This window comes from Ornithinibacter sp. (genome assembly GCF_035443565.1).
In the GTDB taxonomy this organism is placed as follows: domain Bacteria; phylum Actinomycetota; class Actinomycetes; order Actinomycetales; family Dermatophilaceae; genus Fodinibacter.
Genome location: NZ_DAORSO010000015.1, coordinates 15,326 through 31,395, shown reverse-complemented (window position 1 = coordinate 31,395; position 16,070 = coordinate 15,326). Strand labels below are relative to the sequence as shown.

Sequence of the window (16,070 nt, the reverse complement as noted above, 5' to 3'; positions counted from 1 at the left end):
GTGGTGCGCCATCAGGGACTCGAACCCCGAACCCGCTGATTAAGAGTCAGCTGCTCTGCCAATTGAGCTAATGGCGCGCGTCGCAGACATTAGCAGGATGGCGCGCGACCTGCGAAATCGCGGTGGTGGACCGGTGCCCGGCTCAGTCCCGCAGGTCATCCGGCCGGTTGCGGCGGCGGTGCCACACGAGTCCCAGGGCGGCGGCGAGGGCGGCGACACCCACGGCGATGCCGACCCCGACCCACGGCGACGTGCCCGCCTCGTCGGCCACGGGCTCGGGGGTGGTTGTGGGGGAGTCCGATGGCATGGGCGTCGCGGATGCCGTGGGGACGGTGGGCGTCGGGCTCGCCTCCGGGGTGCTCGTCGGGGTGCTCGCCGTCGGGGAGGCAGTGGCCGCGACCGCCGTCGACGTGAACGTCACCGTCCCGGAGATCGGGTGCCCGTCGTTGCTCACCACCCGGTAGGTCACCGTGTGCTCGCCCGCCGCCAGTGGCGCCGCGAGGGGCTGCGTCACGGTGGCGCCCTCGACGCTCGGCGCCCCGTCGACCTCGGCTCCGACGGGTCCGCTCACCCGGACGGCGACGAAGTCGGGGTTGATGCTCTCGTTGAAGGTCAGCACCACCCGGTCCGCGGTCTCGACGCTCGTCCGGTCGGCCGGCTCCGAGGACACCAGGCGCGCGTGGAACGGCAGGGTTCCGGGCGCAGGGGAGGCGAAGGCGGGCGCGATGGCGACGAGGAAGAACGCGACCACGATGACGAGCGTGACCACGGTGGCGAAGCGACGGGATTGCATGGGGCCCATCCTCCCAAAGCCTGCGCGCGGATCCGGTCGCAGGTCCGGTGACATCCCCGAGGGCTGCAAAAACCCCGACCCGCCGTAGCGGATCGGGGCCTCGCAGTGCCTGGGGTGAGTAACGGGACTTGAACCCGCGACCCTCGCGACCACAACGCGATGCTCTACCAGCTGAGCTATACCCACCACGACGGGCGCGACGGCATCCGAAGAGCCTGTGCGCCCGTAGCGCGCACAATCGTACCTGTTACGAGAGGGTGCTCTCGACCACGGTCCCATCCGTCGGGGCAGCTGCCGTCGAGGCGGCCTCGTGGTCGACGACGTGGCGCGCCGCCAGGGCGCGCGCCTGGTCGGTCGAGGGCCCCGGCTTCGCCACGAACACCGCCTCGCGGTAGTACCGCAGCTCGGCGATGGACTCGCGGATGTCGGCCAGAGCCCGGTGCCCTCCGGACTTGCTCGGCGCCGCGAAGTAGGCCCGGGGGTACCAGCGGCGCGACAGCTCCTTGATCGAGGAGACGTCGATGATCCGGTAGTGCAGGTGGCTCTCGAGCTCGGGCATGTCGCGGGCCAGGAAGGCCCGGTCAGTGGCGACGGTGTTGCCACCCAGTGGTGACTTGCGCGCTTCGGGAGCCCACTCGCGCACGTAGTCGAGCACCATCTCCTGAGCCCGCTCCAGCGTGGTGCCGGCAGCGAGCACGTCGAGCAGCCCGGACGTCGTGTGCATGTCCCGCACGAAGTCGTCCATCTGGTCCAGTGCCTCGTCGGGGGGCCGGATGACGACGTCGATGCCGTCACCGAGCACCGTCAGCTCGTAGTCGGTGACGAGGGCAGCGACCTCGATGAGGGCGTCACTGGTGAGGGACAGACCGGTCATCTCGCAGTCGATCCAGACGATGCGGTCGCTCAGGGCTCGGTCTGTGCCTGGGGTTGCCATGACCGCCATGCTAGGCGCGCCTGTTGCACGCCGCTGCCCGATCGTCCCAGCCCATCCTCGGCTAGGGTCGCGTGCCATGAGCGGTGACCTGTCGACGAGGCCGCCCGACCTGCGGGTGCGCCGCAACCCGACGGCGCGCGGTGCCCTGCGCGGTTGGGTGCTCACCGGCATCGCCGGACTGGGGTTCCTGATCGTGGCCCTGGTCGTCGCCGCGTACTTCGATGCCGCCTTCGGCGTCCAGGCCAGCCTCCTGGCGCTCGCGGCTGCGGTCGTGCCCCTCGGCATCGTGATCCCGACCTTCCTGTGGCTCGACCGCTTCGAGTCCGAGCCCAACCGTCTCCTCGTCGGCGCATTCCTGTGGGGTGCCCTCGTCGCCGCGGTGGTGTCGGCCCTGCTCAACACCACCGCCATGTCCCTCATCGAGGCCATGTCCACCGCCGACCCGGACGCCGCGCTGACCACGACGGCGGTGCTCGTGGCTCCGTTCGTCGAGGAGGCCGCCAAGGGAGTGCTCGTCCTGTTCGTCTGGTGGTTCCTGCACCACGAGTTCGACGGCATCACCGACGGCATGGTCTACGCCGGCATCTGCGCGGCCGGCTTCGCCTTCACCGAGAACATCCAGTACCTCGCGCAGGCCTGGACCGAGGGCGGAAGCGAACTGCTCACCGGCACCTTCATCGCCCGCTGCCTGTTCTCACCCTTCGCACACCCGATGTTCACCGTGCTCACCGGCATCGGCATCGGGATCGCGGCGACGAGCCGGTCGTGGATGCCCCGCCTGCTCGCGCCCGTCGCCGGCTTCCTGCTCGCCGTGCTCAGCCACGGGCTGTGGAACCTCGCCGCCGTCACGGGCGGCGAGGGCATGGTCGTCATCTACCTGTTCGTCCAGGTGCCGATCTTCTTTGCCTTTCTCGCCTTCGTCGCGTGGGTGCGTCGTACGGAAGGACACCTCATCGGACAGTTCCTGCGGCCCTACGCCGACGTCGGATGGCTCTCGCCGGCGGAGGTCGCCATGCTCTCCTCGATGCCGCAGCGCCGCGAGGCGCGTGCCTGGGCGCGGGCCAACACCGGTCGCGAGGGGCTGAAGGCGATGCGGGCGTTCCAGGATGCCGCGAGCGAGCTCGCGCTGTTGCGTCGCCGGATGAGCCACCGGGCAGCCGATGCCCATGCCATCGAGCAGGAGCACGAACTGCTGCTCGCCCTGCGCGACCGGCGGGCGGAGTTCATCGGCCTGCCGGCTTCCTGATCCCTGCCCCGAAAGGTCGACGTGACTGACACCCTGCGCATTGCTGCCCGCCTGGCCCCGGAGCTGGTGGCGCTGCGGCGCCACCTCCACGGCATCCCCGAACTGGGCCTGGACCTGCCCGACACCCAGGCCGCCGTGCTCGAGGCGTTGGCGGGGCTCGACCTCGAGGTGACCTTGGGGGAGTCGCTCAGTTCTGTCGTCGCGGTGCTGCGCGGCCGTGCACCGGTCACGGGGGAGCGGCCCGTCGTGCTCCTGCGCGGAGACATGGACGCCCTGCCCGTGGCCGAGGAGGTCGACGTCGACTACGTCTCGACCCGCCCCGGGATGATGCACGCATGCGGCCACGACCTGCACATGGCCGGGCTCGTCGGCGCGGCCCGCATCCTGCACGAACTGCGCGAGGACCTCGTCGGTGACGTGGTGCTGATGTTCCAGCCTGCCGAGGAGGGGCCGGGCGGGGCCGAGCCGATGATCCGCGAAGGTCTGCTCGAGGCAGCCGGACGCCGCGTCGATGTTGCCTACGCCGTGCACGTCTACTCGGCTGACCACCCCTTCGGGACGTGGTTCGGGCGGCCGGGCACGCTCATGGCGGCCGCGGACGAGGTGCACGTGGTCGTGCGCGGGGTGGGTGGCCACGGGTCGGCCCCGGACCGCGCCAAGGACCCCGTGCCCGTGGCGTGCGAGATCGTGCTGGCCTACCAGAGCGCGGTCACCCGCCAGTTCAGCGTGTGGGACCCCGTGGTGCTGACGGTGGGGAGGATCGCGGCCGGGACGAAGGACAACATCATCCCGGACGACGCCTTCGTCGACGCGACGTTGCGGACCTTCTCGGCCGAGAACCGAGCCCGCGCCCATGACGTCGTCACCCGGGTCGCCGAGCACGTCGCCCAGGCCCACGGGATGACCGCCGAGGTCACCATCGGCAACGGCTACCCCGTGACCGTCAACGACGTCGACGAGTTCGCGTTCTCCCAGGGCGTCGTCGTCGACCTGTTCGGTGCCGACCGCTGGGTCGACATGGCCAACCCCGAAGCCGGGTCGGAGGACATGTCGTTCGTCCTCGACGAGGTGCCCGGTGCCTACCTCAACGTCAGCGCGTGCGCCTTCCCGGACGTGGCCGACGCGGAGGACAACCACTCGCCGCGAGCGGCGTTCGACGACTCGGTGGTGCCGGACATCGCGGCAGCCCTGGCCGAGATGGCGCTGCGCCGGACACGTGAGCTCTCCCGGGGCGTCGTCGCTGACGCGTGACGCCCCAAAGGCGCACCCCGGGGAGGCCGTGAGGCCTCAACCCGGGGTGCTGGGCCCTCGCGCACTGGGGGGAGAGAACGAGGGCCTGCTCGAAGTCAACCATGCTTGCGGCGATTGCAGCCACTCCCGTCCCGGAACTGTCCAACTGAGCGCCCCCGGCAGGACTCGAACCTGCGACCTCGAGATTAGAAGGCTCTTGCTCTATCCGCTGAGCTACGGGGGCCGAGCGATCATCCCGACCGCCGAAGGTCAGTGTAGGTCTGGCACGGCACCATCGCGGTGGGCGCCCGGGGGTCGTGCACCGCCGAGGCCACAGCGTGCCAGGACCTCGTGGCGTGGACGGTGCCCACGCTCCCGGGGGAGGTGCGAGGCGACGACCACGACCTCGGATGCCGTCCACGCGGGCCCGTCGTAGGAGTCCAGGACCCGGACCCACCGGGTTGCCTCCGTGGGTCGCCCGAATCGGCCCAAGGTGAGGTGGGGACGAAACGGCCCGCCCTCGGGGGCTGCGCCGACCACGGCGGCGGCGCTGCGCACCGAGCGTGCCAACGGTGCCAAGGCCTCCCCGCCGGCCAGCCCGGCCCACAGCACCCGGGCTGCCGTCACGTCCGGGAAGCAGCCCCCACCGGTGATGCCCAGGTCCATCGGAGCGCACCGCTCGGCAGCGGCAGCGACACCGTTGACCAGGTCCTCCACCACGCGCTCGGGCGCTGACCCCATGAAGGCGAGCGTCACGTGCCACTGCGCCGGCGAGGCCCACCTCAGGTCGGGGTCGGCTCCCTCCCGGGCGTCGAGGAAGTCCTCGAGGTGCTCGGCCGCCTCCAGGCTCGGGTGCAGTGCCACGAACAGTCGCATACTGAACATCATCCGGCGCGCCCGAGGCAATCGCCTGTCGACCTGCACAAAGTCGTTAGGGTTGGCGTCGTGATCGTGGACAGTGACGTGGAGGCGCTCGCCTCTGTCGTCGAGGCCCTGCGCGACGAGGTCGGTCAGACGTCACTGCCGCTCGAGGTGCCGAGCCGAGCAGCCGCCGAGGCTTCGCGCACGGCCCTGCTGCACCAGCTCGATGACTACGTGCTCCCCCGGCTGCGCGCGATCGACGCACCCCTGCTCGCTGTCGTGGGTGGATCGACGGGCGCGGGCAAGTCGACCCTGGTCAACTCCATCGTCGGCGCCCGGGTGAGCCGTCCGGGCGTTCTGCGGCCGACGACGACGTCGCCCGTCCTGGTGCACCACCCGGATGATCGCGGCTGGTTCGCCGACGCACGCATCCTGCCCGGCCTCGCGCGGGTCACCGGGGACGGCAACCCCGACCAGGCGGGGCTCGACCAGCCGGGCACGGTGCGCCTCGTCGAGTCCTCGACGTTGCCCGCCGGGATGGCCCTGCTCGACGCCCCGGACATCGACTCGGTCGTCTCGGCCAACCGCGCCATTGCCGCTCAGCTGCTCTCGGCGGCCGACCTCTGGCTGTTCGTCACCACGGCGGCACGGTATGCGGATGCCGTGCCGTGGGACCTGCTGCGCACGGCCGCCGACCGCGGCACGTCCGTTGCCATCGTCCTCGACCGGATCCCCGCCGAGGCCATCGACGAGATCCGCCCCCACCTGGCGACCATGCTGCGCGAGCAGGGGCTGCCCACCGCACCCATCTTCACCGTCCCCGAAGCACCCCTGGATGCTGACGGCCAGCTGCCGCCCGAGGCCGTGGAGCGGCTCAGCGCGTGGCTGCACGCCCTGGCCAGCGATTCCCGGGCGCGCTCCATCGTCGTCGGCCAGACCCTTCGCGGTGCCGTCGACTCGCTGTCCGGGCGAACGAGTGACCTCGTCGTGGCCAGCCGTGACCAGCACGATGCCGCCACGGCTCTGCTCCGGGCCGTCGACGAGAGCTACGACGAGGCCCACCGTCGCGTTGACGACGGCATGACCGACGGCACCCTGCTTCGCGGCGAGGTCCTGGCCCGCTGGCAGGAGTTCGTCGGCACCGGTGAGTTCTTCCGCCAGGTGGAGACGACCGTCTCCCGCTGGCGCGACAAGCTCACCGCCGCCGTCAAGGGCAGCACGCCCCCGGCCGACGGTCTGGGTGAGGCCCTGCAGAGCGGGGTCGCCACCCTGATCCTCGCCAATGCGGAGACCGCGGCCTCGCAGTCGGCTCGCGCCTGGCGCCGCCTGCCGGGTGGGGAACCGGTGCTCGCGCGGCATCCCGATCTCGCCAAGCCGAGCCCGGGGCTGCCTGCTGACGTCGAGCGACTCGTGCGTCAGTGGCAGGGCGAGGTGCTCGACCTCGTTCGCAGCGAGGGGCAGGGCCGTCGAACCAATGCGCGCATCGCCGCCTACGGCGTCAACGCCATCGGCCTGTTCCTGATGTTGGTCGCGTTCAGCAGCACCGGTGGGTTGCTCGGTGCCGAGGTCGGGATCGCCGGTGGTACCGCGGTGCTGGCCCAGCGGGTGCTCGAGGCGATCTTCGGTGACCAGGCCGTGCGCACGATGGCGACCAAGGCGCGTCGCCGCCTTCTCGAACTCGCTGACGAACTCTACGAGGGGGAGCAGCAGCGGTACGCCGTCGCGCTCCCCGAGACGCCCGCTCTCGCCGACCAGGCCGGACGCCTCAGCGCTGTCGCCGCTGACCTGCGGAAGGTCGTGCGGTGAGCCCGCTGCGCATGGGACGTGCCCGCGGCGTCGTGATCTCCGCGGATGAGTTGTCGGCTGCGGCCGCGGCCCTCGCAGCGGCGGCAGATGCCGGTGGCGCCCAGCTGCCAGCCGACGAACGCGGGCGGGCGGATGCCGTGGTGGCCAAGGTGGCCGAGCGCACCGCGCTGGTCGGGGACCACACCATCGTCGCGCTCGCCGGTGCCACGGGCAGTGGAAAGTCCTCGCTGTTCAACGCGCTCGTGGGGACCGACGTCGCCGTCACCGGCGTGCGCCGACCGACGACGGCGACGCCGACAGCGGCGATCTGGGGCGCGCAGCCGGCCGGGGAGCTCCTCGACTGGCTGGGTGTGGGCGCCCGGCACGTGGTCGGAGACCAGCGCGACGATGAGCCCGAGGTGCTCGGGTCGCTCGACGGTCTGGTGCTGCTCGACCTGCCCGACTTCGACTCCCGTGAGGTCACGAACCGGGTCGAGGCCGAGCGTGTGCTCGACCTGGTGGATCTCTTCGTGTGGGTCACCGACCCGCAGAAGTACGCGGACGCACGGTTGCACGACGACTACGTCTCGGCGCTCGCCACCCACGAGGCCGTGACCATGGTCGTCCTCAACCAGAGTGATCGGCTCAGCGACGCCGAAGTCGACCAGTGCCGCACCGACCTGGTCCGGCTGATGGAGCGCGACGGGGTCCCTGGTGCGACCGTGCTCGCGACGTCGGTCGCCACCGGTCACGGCATCGACGTCCTGCGCCAACGGTTGGCCAACGCCGTGGCTGGGCGCACGATGGCGCGCTCACGCCTGGCCGCGGACGTCCGGGCCGCTGCTGGTGCCCTCACCAGCCACGTGGCCGAGGGTGAGCCCGTGCTCGACGACGCGGCGCGGTCCGACCTCGTCGACGCCCTCGCGCGAAGCGCTGGCGTTCCCACGGTGGTCGAGGCCGTGGCCCGCGACTACCGGATGGAGGCGGTGTCCCACACCGGCTGGCCATTCACCCGGTGGGCGCAGTCGCTTCGCCCGCGGCCCTTGCGGCGCTTGCGCCTGGATGGCCGGGACATCAGCGTCTCCGACGCGGATGTCCGCTCCGTCCTCGGGCGCTCCTCGCTTCCCCCGGCAAGCCCGGCAGCGCGATCGGCCGTCGAGATCGCGACCCGTCGTCTCGTGGACCGCGCGTCCGAAGGGCTGCCCGCACCGTGGGCCGAGGCGGTCGAGACGGCCGCCGCACCCTCGGGCGCCGCTCTGGGAGACGCCCTCGACCAAGCGGTCGTCGGCACCCCCCTGCACGCCCGATCGCCGGTGTGGTGGCGAGCATTCGGGGTCGGCCAGCTGGTGCTGGCCGCCGCCGCCGTCGTCGGATTCCTCTGGCTCGCCCTGTATGTCGTGCTCGGGTGGCTCCAGATGGATGCCGTGATCGGTGCGCCCCCCAGCATCGGGATCCTCCCGGTGCCGCTCGTCCTGTTCCTCGGTGGGCTGGTGGCTGGTGTGCTCCTGGCGCTGGTCGCCCGCCCGTTGGCCCGTGTCGGGTCACAGCGACGAGCCCAGGTGATCGATCGTCGACTGCGTGAGTCGATCGACGAGGTGGCCCGTGAGGAGATCGTCCGCCCGGTCGAGCGGGTCCTCGAGCGCCACGCTGCCACCCGGCTCGCTCTCTCCCGAGCCGCGGGAAACTGAGCCCTCTCGTCCACAGGGTGGGTGCCCGGCCGAGGTTGTCCACAGGTTGGCCGCACCAGTGGTGGCACCTCCACGTTCGGGAGCAGTCTCAGGGGAGTCCCGAGATGCGGGGCACCAAAGGAGGGGTTCGCGATGAACGAGACCTATGTGACCATCCGGGGGCGGCTCGTGGCCGACCCCACGGTCCGCACGACCAAGACGGGGTCGCCGATGGCGACGTTCCGCGTCGCGACGTCGGCGCGCAAGCAGGTGCAGGGCCAGCCGGGGGTGTGGGAGGACACCCCGACGAGCTTCTACAGCGTCACCACCTTCCGGGCACTCGCCGCGAACGTCGGGGTCTCGCTGCGCAAGGGGCAGCCGGTGACGATCCACGGCCGGCAGCACATCACGTCGTACGTCCGGGAGGACGGCACGACGTGGTGGGACGTCGAGATCGTCGCTGATGCGGCCGGTCACGACCTGACCTACGGCACCGCGGCGTTCGCCAAGGTCGGCCGCCCCGGCGAGGTCGAGGGGGCTGCGGCGCGCCCCGAGAGCATCGCCGACGAGCCCGTGGGCGATGACGGCGAGGACACCTACCTCAACGGGGGGCCGCTGGTGGTGCCTGCGGACGAGTTCGCGGCCTGAGGGGTCGCCGAGGCCTCGGATTCGGGCCGGGGCACTGGTGGTCGATAGCCTGTGCCCCATGCCCGAGTTCATCTACGTCATGTCCCGTGCCCGCAAGGCACACGGCGACAAGGTCATCCTCGACGACGTCACCCTGTCCTTCCTCCCCGGCGCCAAGATCGGCGTGGTCGGCCCGAACGGCGCAGGCAAGTCCTCGGTGCTGAAGATCATGGCGGGGCTGGACCAGCCGTCGAACGGCGAGGCGCGGCTCACCCCCGGGTACTCGGTCGGGATCCTCATGCAGGAGCCCGAGCTGAACGAGGGCAAGACCGTTCTCGGCAACGTCGAGGAGGGCGCTGGCGAGATCAAGGCCAAGCTCGACCGGTACAACGAGATCTCGGTGCTGATGGCCGACCCCGACGCCGACTTCGACGCCCTCATGGCCGAGATGGGCCAGCTCCAGGAGGCCATCGACGCCGCTGACGCCTGGGACCTCGACTCCCAGCTGGAGCAGGCGATGGACGCGCTGCGCTGCCCGCCGCCGGACGCTGACGTGACGGTGCTCTCCGGCGGTGAGCGTCGCCGCGTCGCCCTGTGCAAGCTGCTGCTGCAGAAGCCCGACCTGCTGCTCCTCGACGAGCCGACGAACCACCTCGACGCCGAGTCGGTGCTGTGGCTCGAGCAGCACCTCGCTGCCTACCACGGTGCCGTCGTCGCCGTGACCCACGACCGGTACTTCATGGACAACGTCGCCCAGTGGATCCTCGAGCTCGACCGCGGCCGCGCCTACCCGTACGAGGGCAACTACTCCACGTACCTGGAGAAGAAGCAGGCCCGACTCGAGGTGCAGGGCAAGAAGGACGCCAAGCTCTCCAAGCGACTGGCGCAGGAACTGGAGTGGGTGCGCAGCAACGCCAAGGCCCGCCAGACCAAGTCCAAGGCCCGCCTCGCCCGCTACGAGGAGATGGCCGCTGAGGCGGATCGCACCCGAAAGCTCGACTTCGAGGAGATCGCGATCCCCCCGGGCCCCCGGTTGGGCAGCAAGGTCATCGAGGTGAAGAACCTGCGCAAGGGGTTCGGTGACCGGGTGCTCATCGACGGGCTGTCCTTCACCCTGCCGCGCAACGGCATCGTCGGAGTGATCGGCGCGAACGGCGTCGGCAAGACCACGCTGTTCAAGACGATCGTCGGGCTCGAGGAGCCCGACGGGGGAGTGGTCGACGTCGGTGAGACGGTCAAGATCTCCTACGTCGACCAGAGCCGCGGCGGTCTCGACCCGGAGAAGTCGCTGTGGGAGACCGTCTCCGGCGGGCACGACTACATCAACGTCGGTCAGGTCGAGATCCCCTCGCGCGCCTACGTCAGCCAGTTCGGCTTCAAGGGCCCGGACCAGCAGAAGAAGGCCGGCATCCTCTCCGGTGGCGAGCGCAACCGCCTCAACCTCGCACTGACCCTCAAGGAGGGCGGCAACCTCCTGCTCCTCGACGAGCCCACCAACGACCTCGACGTCGAGACGCTGGGATCCCTGGAGAACGCGCTGCTCGACTTCCCGGGCTGCGCCGTGGTCATCAGCCACGACCGGTGGTTCCTCGACCGGGTCGCGACGCACATCCTCGCCTACGAAGGTGACGACGAGAACCCCGCCAAGTGGTACTGGTTCGAGGGCAACTTCCAGGCCTACGAGGAGAACAAGATCGAGCGACTCGGAGCCAACGCCGCCCGCCCGCACCGGGTGACCTACCGCAAGCTCACCCGCGAGTGACCGGACCGCACCAGGTCTCCGTCGTCATCCCCGTCTACCAGGGGGAGCGGACGCTGGCCGCTGTCGTCGAGGAACTGGCGGCATCGGTTGCGATACGGGTGTCGCCCGGTGGTCGGCAGTACCAGGTGGCCGAGGTGCTTCTGGTCCACGACTGTGGTCCGGATGCCTCTGACGACACGATCAGACACCTGTGTGCGGAGCACGACTGGGCTCGCCCCGTGTGGCTGAGCCGCAACTTCGGCCAGCACGCCGCGACCCTGGCGGGAATCGCCGCCTCGGGTGGCGAGTGGGTCGCGACCCTGGACGAGGACGGCCAGCACGACCCGGAGGCGCTCGGGTCGCTGCTGGACACGGCCATGGACCAGCAGGCTGACGTCGTCTACGCCAAGCCGACCAACGAACCGCCCCACGGACCGGTTCGCAACCTTGCCTCCCGCGGGGCCAAGGCGGTCGTCGAGCGCCTCACCAAGGGTGCTCAGGCCTCGGACTTCAACAGCTATCGGCTGATCCTCGGGGAGGTGGCCCGCTCGGTCGCCGCGTACGCAGGCCCGGGCATCTACCTCGACGTGGCGATCTCGTGGGTTGCCCGGCGAGCAGTCACCTCGCCCGTCGAGATGCGCCGTGAGGGGGATCGGCCGTCCGGGTACTCGATGCGAACGTTGGTCTCGCACTTCTGGCGGCTGGTGCTCTCCAGCGGAACTCGCCCGCTGCGCTGGGTCAGTGTCCTCGGTGCCACCGCGGTGCTGCTCGCCCCGGTCATCGCGCTGGTGCTGCTCATCGGCAAGGCGCTGGGCTCGTGGGACGCACCCGGGTGGACGTCCACGATGATCCTGCTCATGGTGGCGACAGGCGTCATCCTCTTCTCACTCGGGGTGATCGCCGAGTACGTCGGGATGGCGGTCAACATGGCGATGGGCAAGCCCCTCTACCTGCCGGTTCGCGATCGGCGCGACGGGCCCCTCGGCCGCGACGCGAGATGACGACACGCCCGACACAGCCGCTCACGCTGGTCGTGGGGGCGGGCGGTCTCGTCGGTCGGCACCTCGTCACGGCCCTTGGGCGGGCGCGCCACGAGGTGCGGGTGGCCGCGGTCCCCTGGGGCGACGAGGGCGAGAGCATCTCGGCTCTCCTCCTCGCTCTCGACGACTTCAGCCAGGCGCGGCAGGGCCGCCCGTGGTCGGTCGCCTGGTGCGCTGGCGCAGGAGTCGTCGCGACGGCGGAGGATGCCCTCGCCGCGGAGGTGAGGGTCTTCGACCGTGTCATGGGCGCGTTGGCAGCGTCGGTGGGCCCGGACGAGGACGGCGTCGTCTTCCTCGCGTCATCAGCCGGCGGCGTCTACGCCGGGGCGACAGGTGCTCCTTTCGACGAGCGCACCGACGCGGCACCCCTCGTTCCCTACGGCCGGGCGAAGCTGGCCATGGAGGACACGGTTCAGCGGGTGGCGTCCGAGACCGGCGTGCAGGCAGTCATCGGGCGCCTCGCCAATGTCTACGGGCCCGGCCAGACCCTCGGCAAACCGCAGGGCCTGTTGTCGCAGCTCTGCCTCGCCGACGCCACTGGGCGCCCACTCCCGCTCTACGTGTCCATGGACACGATTCGTGACTACCTGTACGTGGGCGACGCGGCGACCATGATCGTTCGGTGTCTCGAGCTGGTCCGCGGGGAGCCACGCGGTGCGGTGGTGACGAAGGTGCTGTCATCGGGGAGGCCGGTGACCGTCGGGTACCTGGTCTCCGAGGCGCGCCGGGTGTTCCACCGGCCGTTGCGGACCATTGCGGTGGGGGGCGCCGGAACGGGGCAGGTGCTCGACCTTCGGCTGGCCTCACGAGTGTGGCCCGACGTCGACGCCCTCGCGTCCACGCCGTTGGCCGCCGGCCTGTCGCGCACGGCCGCCGATGTCAGGGCCCGCGTGGTGAGCGGTGGACCGCTCGATCCCTGACGTGACCCCGCCGGATGCGAGGGTCGGTGGCCTTGGCTCAGCCGACCCGGGTGGCGGCGAGGAAGACCGATGAGCCGAAGGGCAGGTCAGCACGCGACAGGATGTGCCGGTCGAAGCGTGACAGGGCCAGCAGCGCGTCGTTGAGCGGCTTCGGAACCGTCGGGACCTCGACGATGTCGACGGCGCCCTGGGCCCTCCTCCCTCGCAGCTTCCGCGCGGCCCGTTCGGCCGCGAACATCGGGAACACCGAGGCGAACCCGTGGGTGACGCGCTGAACGCTGAAGCCGGCCGCTTCCACGGCTGACCGTGCGCGCTGGCGGGTGTAGCGCCGGTGGTGACCGTTGGCGACGTCGAAGTCGCTCCATGCCCAGGTGTACGCGGGCACGGACATGACAAAGCGCCCACCGGGCTTCAGCACCCGGCGAACCTCGGCCAGCGCCTGGCTCTCGGGGTCGCAGTGCTCGATGACGTCGAACGCCGAGACCACCTCGAAGGTCTCGTCCGCGAAGGGGAGTGCGAGCGCAGAGCCACACACCCCGTCGCTTCCCAGGCCGCGTGGGTCGATGTCGAGCGCCACGGTTCGTGAGACGGCATCACGAAGCCAGGAGGCGCTGGGGCCGTCTGCGCTGCCGAGGTCGAGCGTGAGGCCAGACCCCTGCACGTGAGATCGCAGCGCGGTCTCGAGAAGGTCGGCCCGTGCGACGTACCACCAGTAGTCGGGCACCTCGATGGAGGGGGACCCCCCGTGTCCGTGGGCCGACCGTGCGTGGCTTTTCACTGACTCACCCTATCTACGGGCGCACCAGTCCTCACAGCCGCACTCGGCGCCGGGTGACCGGCTGCAGCCCATCGTTCACGGCAGGGCCGAGGCCGCGAGCGCCTCACCGGGACGCACGAGCCGAACCGCGAGCTCGCCGTACGTGGCCTCGATCGCGGCGGGGGTGCGGCGCACGTCGGGGGTGTACCAGCGAGCCACGTCGATGGCCATCGACAGCAGCGCGAGTGCGGTCGCGGGCACGTCGGTCACCGCGAACTCCCCGGTCTCGACACCGTCGCGCAGCACACCGGCGACGACCTGGTCGATCTCCTTGCGCAGCCCGAGCACGGCATCCCGGTGCTCTGATCGCAGGTGACGGAACTCGAACTGGACGATCCGACCGAGCTCGTAGTGCTCGGCGTGCCACCGCGAGAAGCCGCCGATGATCGCGCGCAGCGCCTCGGTGGGGTTGGCAGCCGCTGCGGCCGCCTCGACGAGCAGGTCACGGGCTCGCTCGTGACCGCGCCGGCTCAGCTCGAACAGCAGCACCTCCTTGGAGGCGAAGTGCACGTAGACCCCGGCGGGGGACAGGCCGGCGCGGGATGCGATGTCCCGCGTCGTGGTCGCGTGGAAGCCGCGCTGCGCGAAGGCATCAGCGGCGGCGAGCATGATCCGCACCGCGGTGTCACTGACGTCGCCGACGGCACTCTGGCGCCCACCTGCGGGCGCGAGGGCATCGAGGAGGGCGCTCTCGCTCAGGGGTGTGGTGCTCGGCACGGTTGACAGCATGCCGTACCCACGCGAAACTAAGCAAGCGCTTAGTCAACGTCGATCCGGATCTGTGATCCGCCCGGAGGAGCCAGCATGCCCCGCAACATCTACGGTCCCGAGCACGAAGACTTCCGAGCCTCGGTGAGCGAGTTCGTCGAGCGCACGCTCAAGCCGCGCGCCGAGCAGATGCTCGAGGTCAAGTCGATCGACCGCGACATCTGGAAGGAAGCCGGCAGCCAGGGGCTCTTCGGCCTGGACATCCCCGAGGAGTTCGGCGGCATGGGCGCCGAGGACTACCGCTTCAACGCGGTCTCCGCCGAGGTGATCAACGGCTTCAACGCCGCCGTCGGCTCGTGCTTCGGCATCCACAGCGACGTCTGCCCCCCGTACATCGTCGACCTCGGCACCCAGGAGCAGAAGGAGCGTTGGCTGCCCGCCATGGCCGCCGGCGAGAAGATCTGCGCGATCGCGATGACCGAGCCCGGGGGTGGGTCGGACCTCGCAGCCCTGAAGACCAATGCCGTGCGCGATGGTGACGACTGGATCCTCAACGGCAGCAAGACCTTCATCACCAACGGCTACCAGGCCGACCTGGTCATCGTCGCGACCCGCACCGACCCGACCAAGGGCGCCAAGGGCATCACCTTGTTCATGGTCGAGGACGGCATGGAGGGCTTCACCCGCGGCCGCAAGCTCGACAAGGTCGGCCAGGAGGAGTCCGACACCGCCGAGCTGTTCTTCCAGGACGTTCGGGTGCCCGACAGCAACCGCATCGGCGACGAGGGCATGGGCTTCATCGCGATGATGCAGCGCCTGCCGCAGGAGCGCGTCGGTGCCGCCGCCGCCAACGTCGCCCACGCCAAGCAGATCCTCCTGGAGACCATCGAGTACGCCAAGGAGCGCAAGGCCTTCGGCCAGGCGATCGGCTCCTTCCAGCACAACAAGTTCAAGCTCGCCGAGATGGTCACCGCGATCGAGGTCGCCGAGGCCTACGTCGACGACTGCATCGAGGCGCACGCGAAGGGTGAGCTGACCGCGGTCGACGCCGCCAAGGCCAAGTGGTGGAGCGCGCAGGTGCAGAACGACGTGCTCGACGAGTGCGTCCAGCTCTACGGCGGCTACGGCTTCATGAACGAGTACCGCGTCGCCCGCGCCTGGCGCGACGCCCGCGTGACGAAGATCTGGGCCGGCTCCAACGAGATCATGAAGGAGCTCATCGGGCGCGACCTCGGCCTCTGAGGCCGGGCCACACGCCCACCGGATGCCGTCCGCTCACCGTGAGCGGGCGGCATCCCTCGTCGTGAGCACCCCGACGACGATGAGCGACTGCGCCGCCAGGTAGGTGGCCATCACCCAGAAGCCCTGGCCGGGGAGGTCGAACCCCTCGGCGAAGGCGTTGAGCGCGATCAACCCGTCAGAGACGAGGAAGAGCGCGCCGCCGATCGCGGTCGGCAGGTTCACGCCGGTCGCGAGCACCGCCATGGTGCCCAACAGCGTCCCGTAGACGAGCACCGGCACGAGCATCCCTGCGGCACCACCGACGCACGCCAGCACGAGGGCGACGACCACGGCGACGTACCCCAGGAGCACGGGGCGCCGCACGTGCAGCACGCTGCGGGACCGGAAGGGCCAGAACGCCATGACGTAGGCGACCTGCGCGAGCAGGAAGAAGCCGATCATGACGAGGAAGGCGGTGTC

Annotated in this window: 15 protein-coding genes and 3 tRNA genes; 9 read left to right on the top strand and 9 right to left on the bottom strand. The window is 70.5% G+C overall.

All coding sequences use genetic code 11. The features are described from left to right. Window position 1 precedes the first annotated feature (1 nt). From PLL68_RS03495 to orn, 4 genes are all read right to left on the bottom strand, one after another. Window positions 2–77 (bottom strand) — tRNA-Lys (locus PLL68_RS03495). Window positions 78–142: 65 nt separating this feature from the next. After that, window positions 143–793, bottom strand: a complete 651-nt coding sequence (locus PLL68_RS03490; protein ID WP_324531685.1) for a copper resistance CopC family protein — start codon at window positions 791–793, stop codon at window positions 143–145. A gap of 110 nt (window positions 794–903) precedes the next feature. After that, window positions 904–979, bottom strand: a tRNA-His gene (locus PLL68_RS03485). A gap of 61 nt (window positions 980–1,040) precedes the next feature. Further along, entirely contained in the window at window positions 1,041–1,727 is a 687-nt protein-coding gene (orn, locus tag PLL68_RS03480; protein WP_159904111.1) for an oligoribonuclease, read from the bottom strand. Between the two features lie 76 nt (window positions 1,728–1,803). On the opposite strand from orn, the gene PLL68_RS03475 reads away from it, so the two are divergent. Next, window positions 1,804–2,973: a PrsW family intramembrane metalloprotease gene (locus PLL68_RS03475; protein ID WP_324531682.1), complete on the top strand. Its 1,170-nt coding sequence runs from the start codon at window positions 1,804–1,806 to the stop codon at window positions 2,971–2,973. A gap of 21 nt (window positions 2,974–2,994) precedes the next feature. Continuing rightward, window positions 2,995–4,224, top strand: a complete 1,230-nt coding sequence (locus tag PLL68_RS03470) for a M20 metallopeptidase family protein (protein WP_324531680.1) — start codon at window positions 2,995–2,997, stop codon at window positions 4,222–4,224. A 150-nt stretch (window positions 4,225–4,374) separates the two neighbouring features. Here PLL68_RS03470 and PLL68_RS03465 read toward each other — a convergent pair. Together PLL68_RS03465 and thpR are read right to left on the bottom strand one after the other, a co-directional pair. Beyond that, window positions 4,375–4,447 (bottom strand) — tRNA-Arg (locus PLL68_RS03465). A gap of 26 nt (window positions 4,448–4,473) precedes the next feature. Beyond that, complete coding sequence (thpR, locus tag PLL68_RS03460) at window positions 4,474–5,079, bottom strand: RNA 2',3'-cyclic phosphodiesterase (protein ID WP_324531678.1); 606 nt, start codon at window positions 5,077–5,079, stop codon at window positions 4,474–4,476. A 69-nt stretch (window positions 5,080–5,148) separates the two neighbouring features. On the opposite strand from thpR, the gene PLL68_RS03455 reads away from it, so the two are divergent. The 6 genes from PLL68_RS03455 to PLL68_RS03430 all read left to right on the top strand — a co-directional run bounded on the left by PLL68_RS03455 (window position 5,149) and on the right by PLL68_RS03430 (window position 12,844). Then, window positions 5,149–6,870, top strand: a complete 1,722-nt coding sequence (locus PLL68_RS03455; RefSeq protein WP_324531676.1) for a GTPase family protein — start codon at window positions 5,149–5,151, stop codon at window positions 6,868–6,870. After that, a complete protein-coding gene (locus PLL68_RS03450) occupies window positions 6,867–8,537 on the top strand; it encodes a GTPase (RefSeq protein WP_324531674.1) in 1,671 nt (556 codons plus the stop codon). Before PLL68_RS03455 ends, PLL68_RS03450 begins: the two co-directional genes overlap by 4 nt. A 132-nt stretch (window positions 8,538–8,669) precedes the next feature. Further along, window positions 8,670–9,164, top strand: a complete 495-nt coding sequence (locus PLL68_RS03445) for a single-stranded DNA-binding protein (RefSeq protein ID WP_324531672.1) — start codon at window positions 8,670–8,672, stop codon at window positions 9,162–9,164. Window positions 9,165–9,222: 58 nt separating this feature from the next. Then, entirely contained in the window at window positions 9,223–10,905 is a 1,683-nt protein-coding gene (gene ettA / locus PLL68_RS03440) for an energy-dependent translational throttle protein EttA (protein ID WP_324531670.1), read from the top strand. Next, window positions 10,902–11,885 carry a glycosyltransferase gene (locus PLL68_RS03435; RefSeq protein WP_324531668.1) on the top strand — a complete coding sequence of 328 codons (984 nt, stop codon included), beginning with the start codon at window positions 10,902–10,904 and terminating at the stop codon, window positions 11,883–11,885. Before ettA ends, PLL68_RS03435 begins: the two co-directional genes overlap by 4 nt. Then, complete coding sequence (locus tag PLL68_RS03430; RefSeq protein WP_324531666.1) at window positions 11,882–12,844, top strand: NAD-dependent epimerase/dehydratase family protein; 963 nt, start codon at window positions 11,882–11,884, stop codon at window positions 12,842–12,844. The genes PLL68_RS03435 and PLL68_RS03430 overlap by 4 nt, the downstream gene beginning before the upstream one ends. Before the next feature lie 37 nt (window positions 12,845–12,881). Here PLL68_RS03430 and PLL68_RS03425 read toward each other — a convergent pair whose 3' ends face one another. Both PLL68_RS03425 and PLL68_RS03420 read right to left on the bottom strand, forming a co-directional pair. Then, window positions 12,882–13,622: a class I SAM-dependent methyltransferase gene (locus PLL68_RS03425; protein ID WP_324531664.1), complete on the bottom strand. Its 741-nt coding sequence runs from the start codon at window positions 13,620–13,622 to the stop codon at window positions 12,882–12,884. Window positions 13,623–13,697: 75 nt separating this feature from the next. Next, complete coding sequence (locus tag PLL68_RS03420) at window positions 13,698–14,378, bottom strand: TetR/AcrR family transcriptional regulator (protein ID WP_324531662.1); 681 nt, start codon at window positions 14,376–14,378, stop codon at window positions 13,698–13,700. An 87-nt stretch (window positions 14,379–14,465) separates the two neighbouring features. On the opposite strand from PLL68_RS03420, the gene PLL68_RS03415 reads away from it, so the two are divergent. Continuing rightward, complete coding sequence (locus tag PLL68_RS03415) at window positions 14,466–15,611, top strand: acyl-CoA dehydrogenase family protein (RefSeq protein WP_324531660.1); 1,146 nt, start codon at window positions 14,466–14,468, stop codon at window positions 15,609–15,611. Between the two features lie 33 nt (window positions 15,612–15,644). Here the strand turns inward: PLL68_RS03415 and PLL68_RS03410 are convergent. Then, window positions 15,645–16,070 (bottom strand): lysoplasmalogenase family protein (locus PLL68_RS03410; protein ID WP_324531658.1); only part of this gene is annotated, 426 nt, incomplete at its 5' end.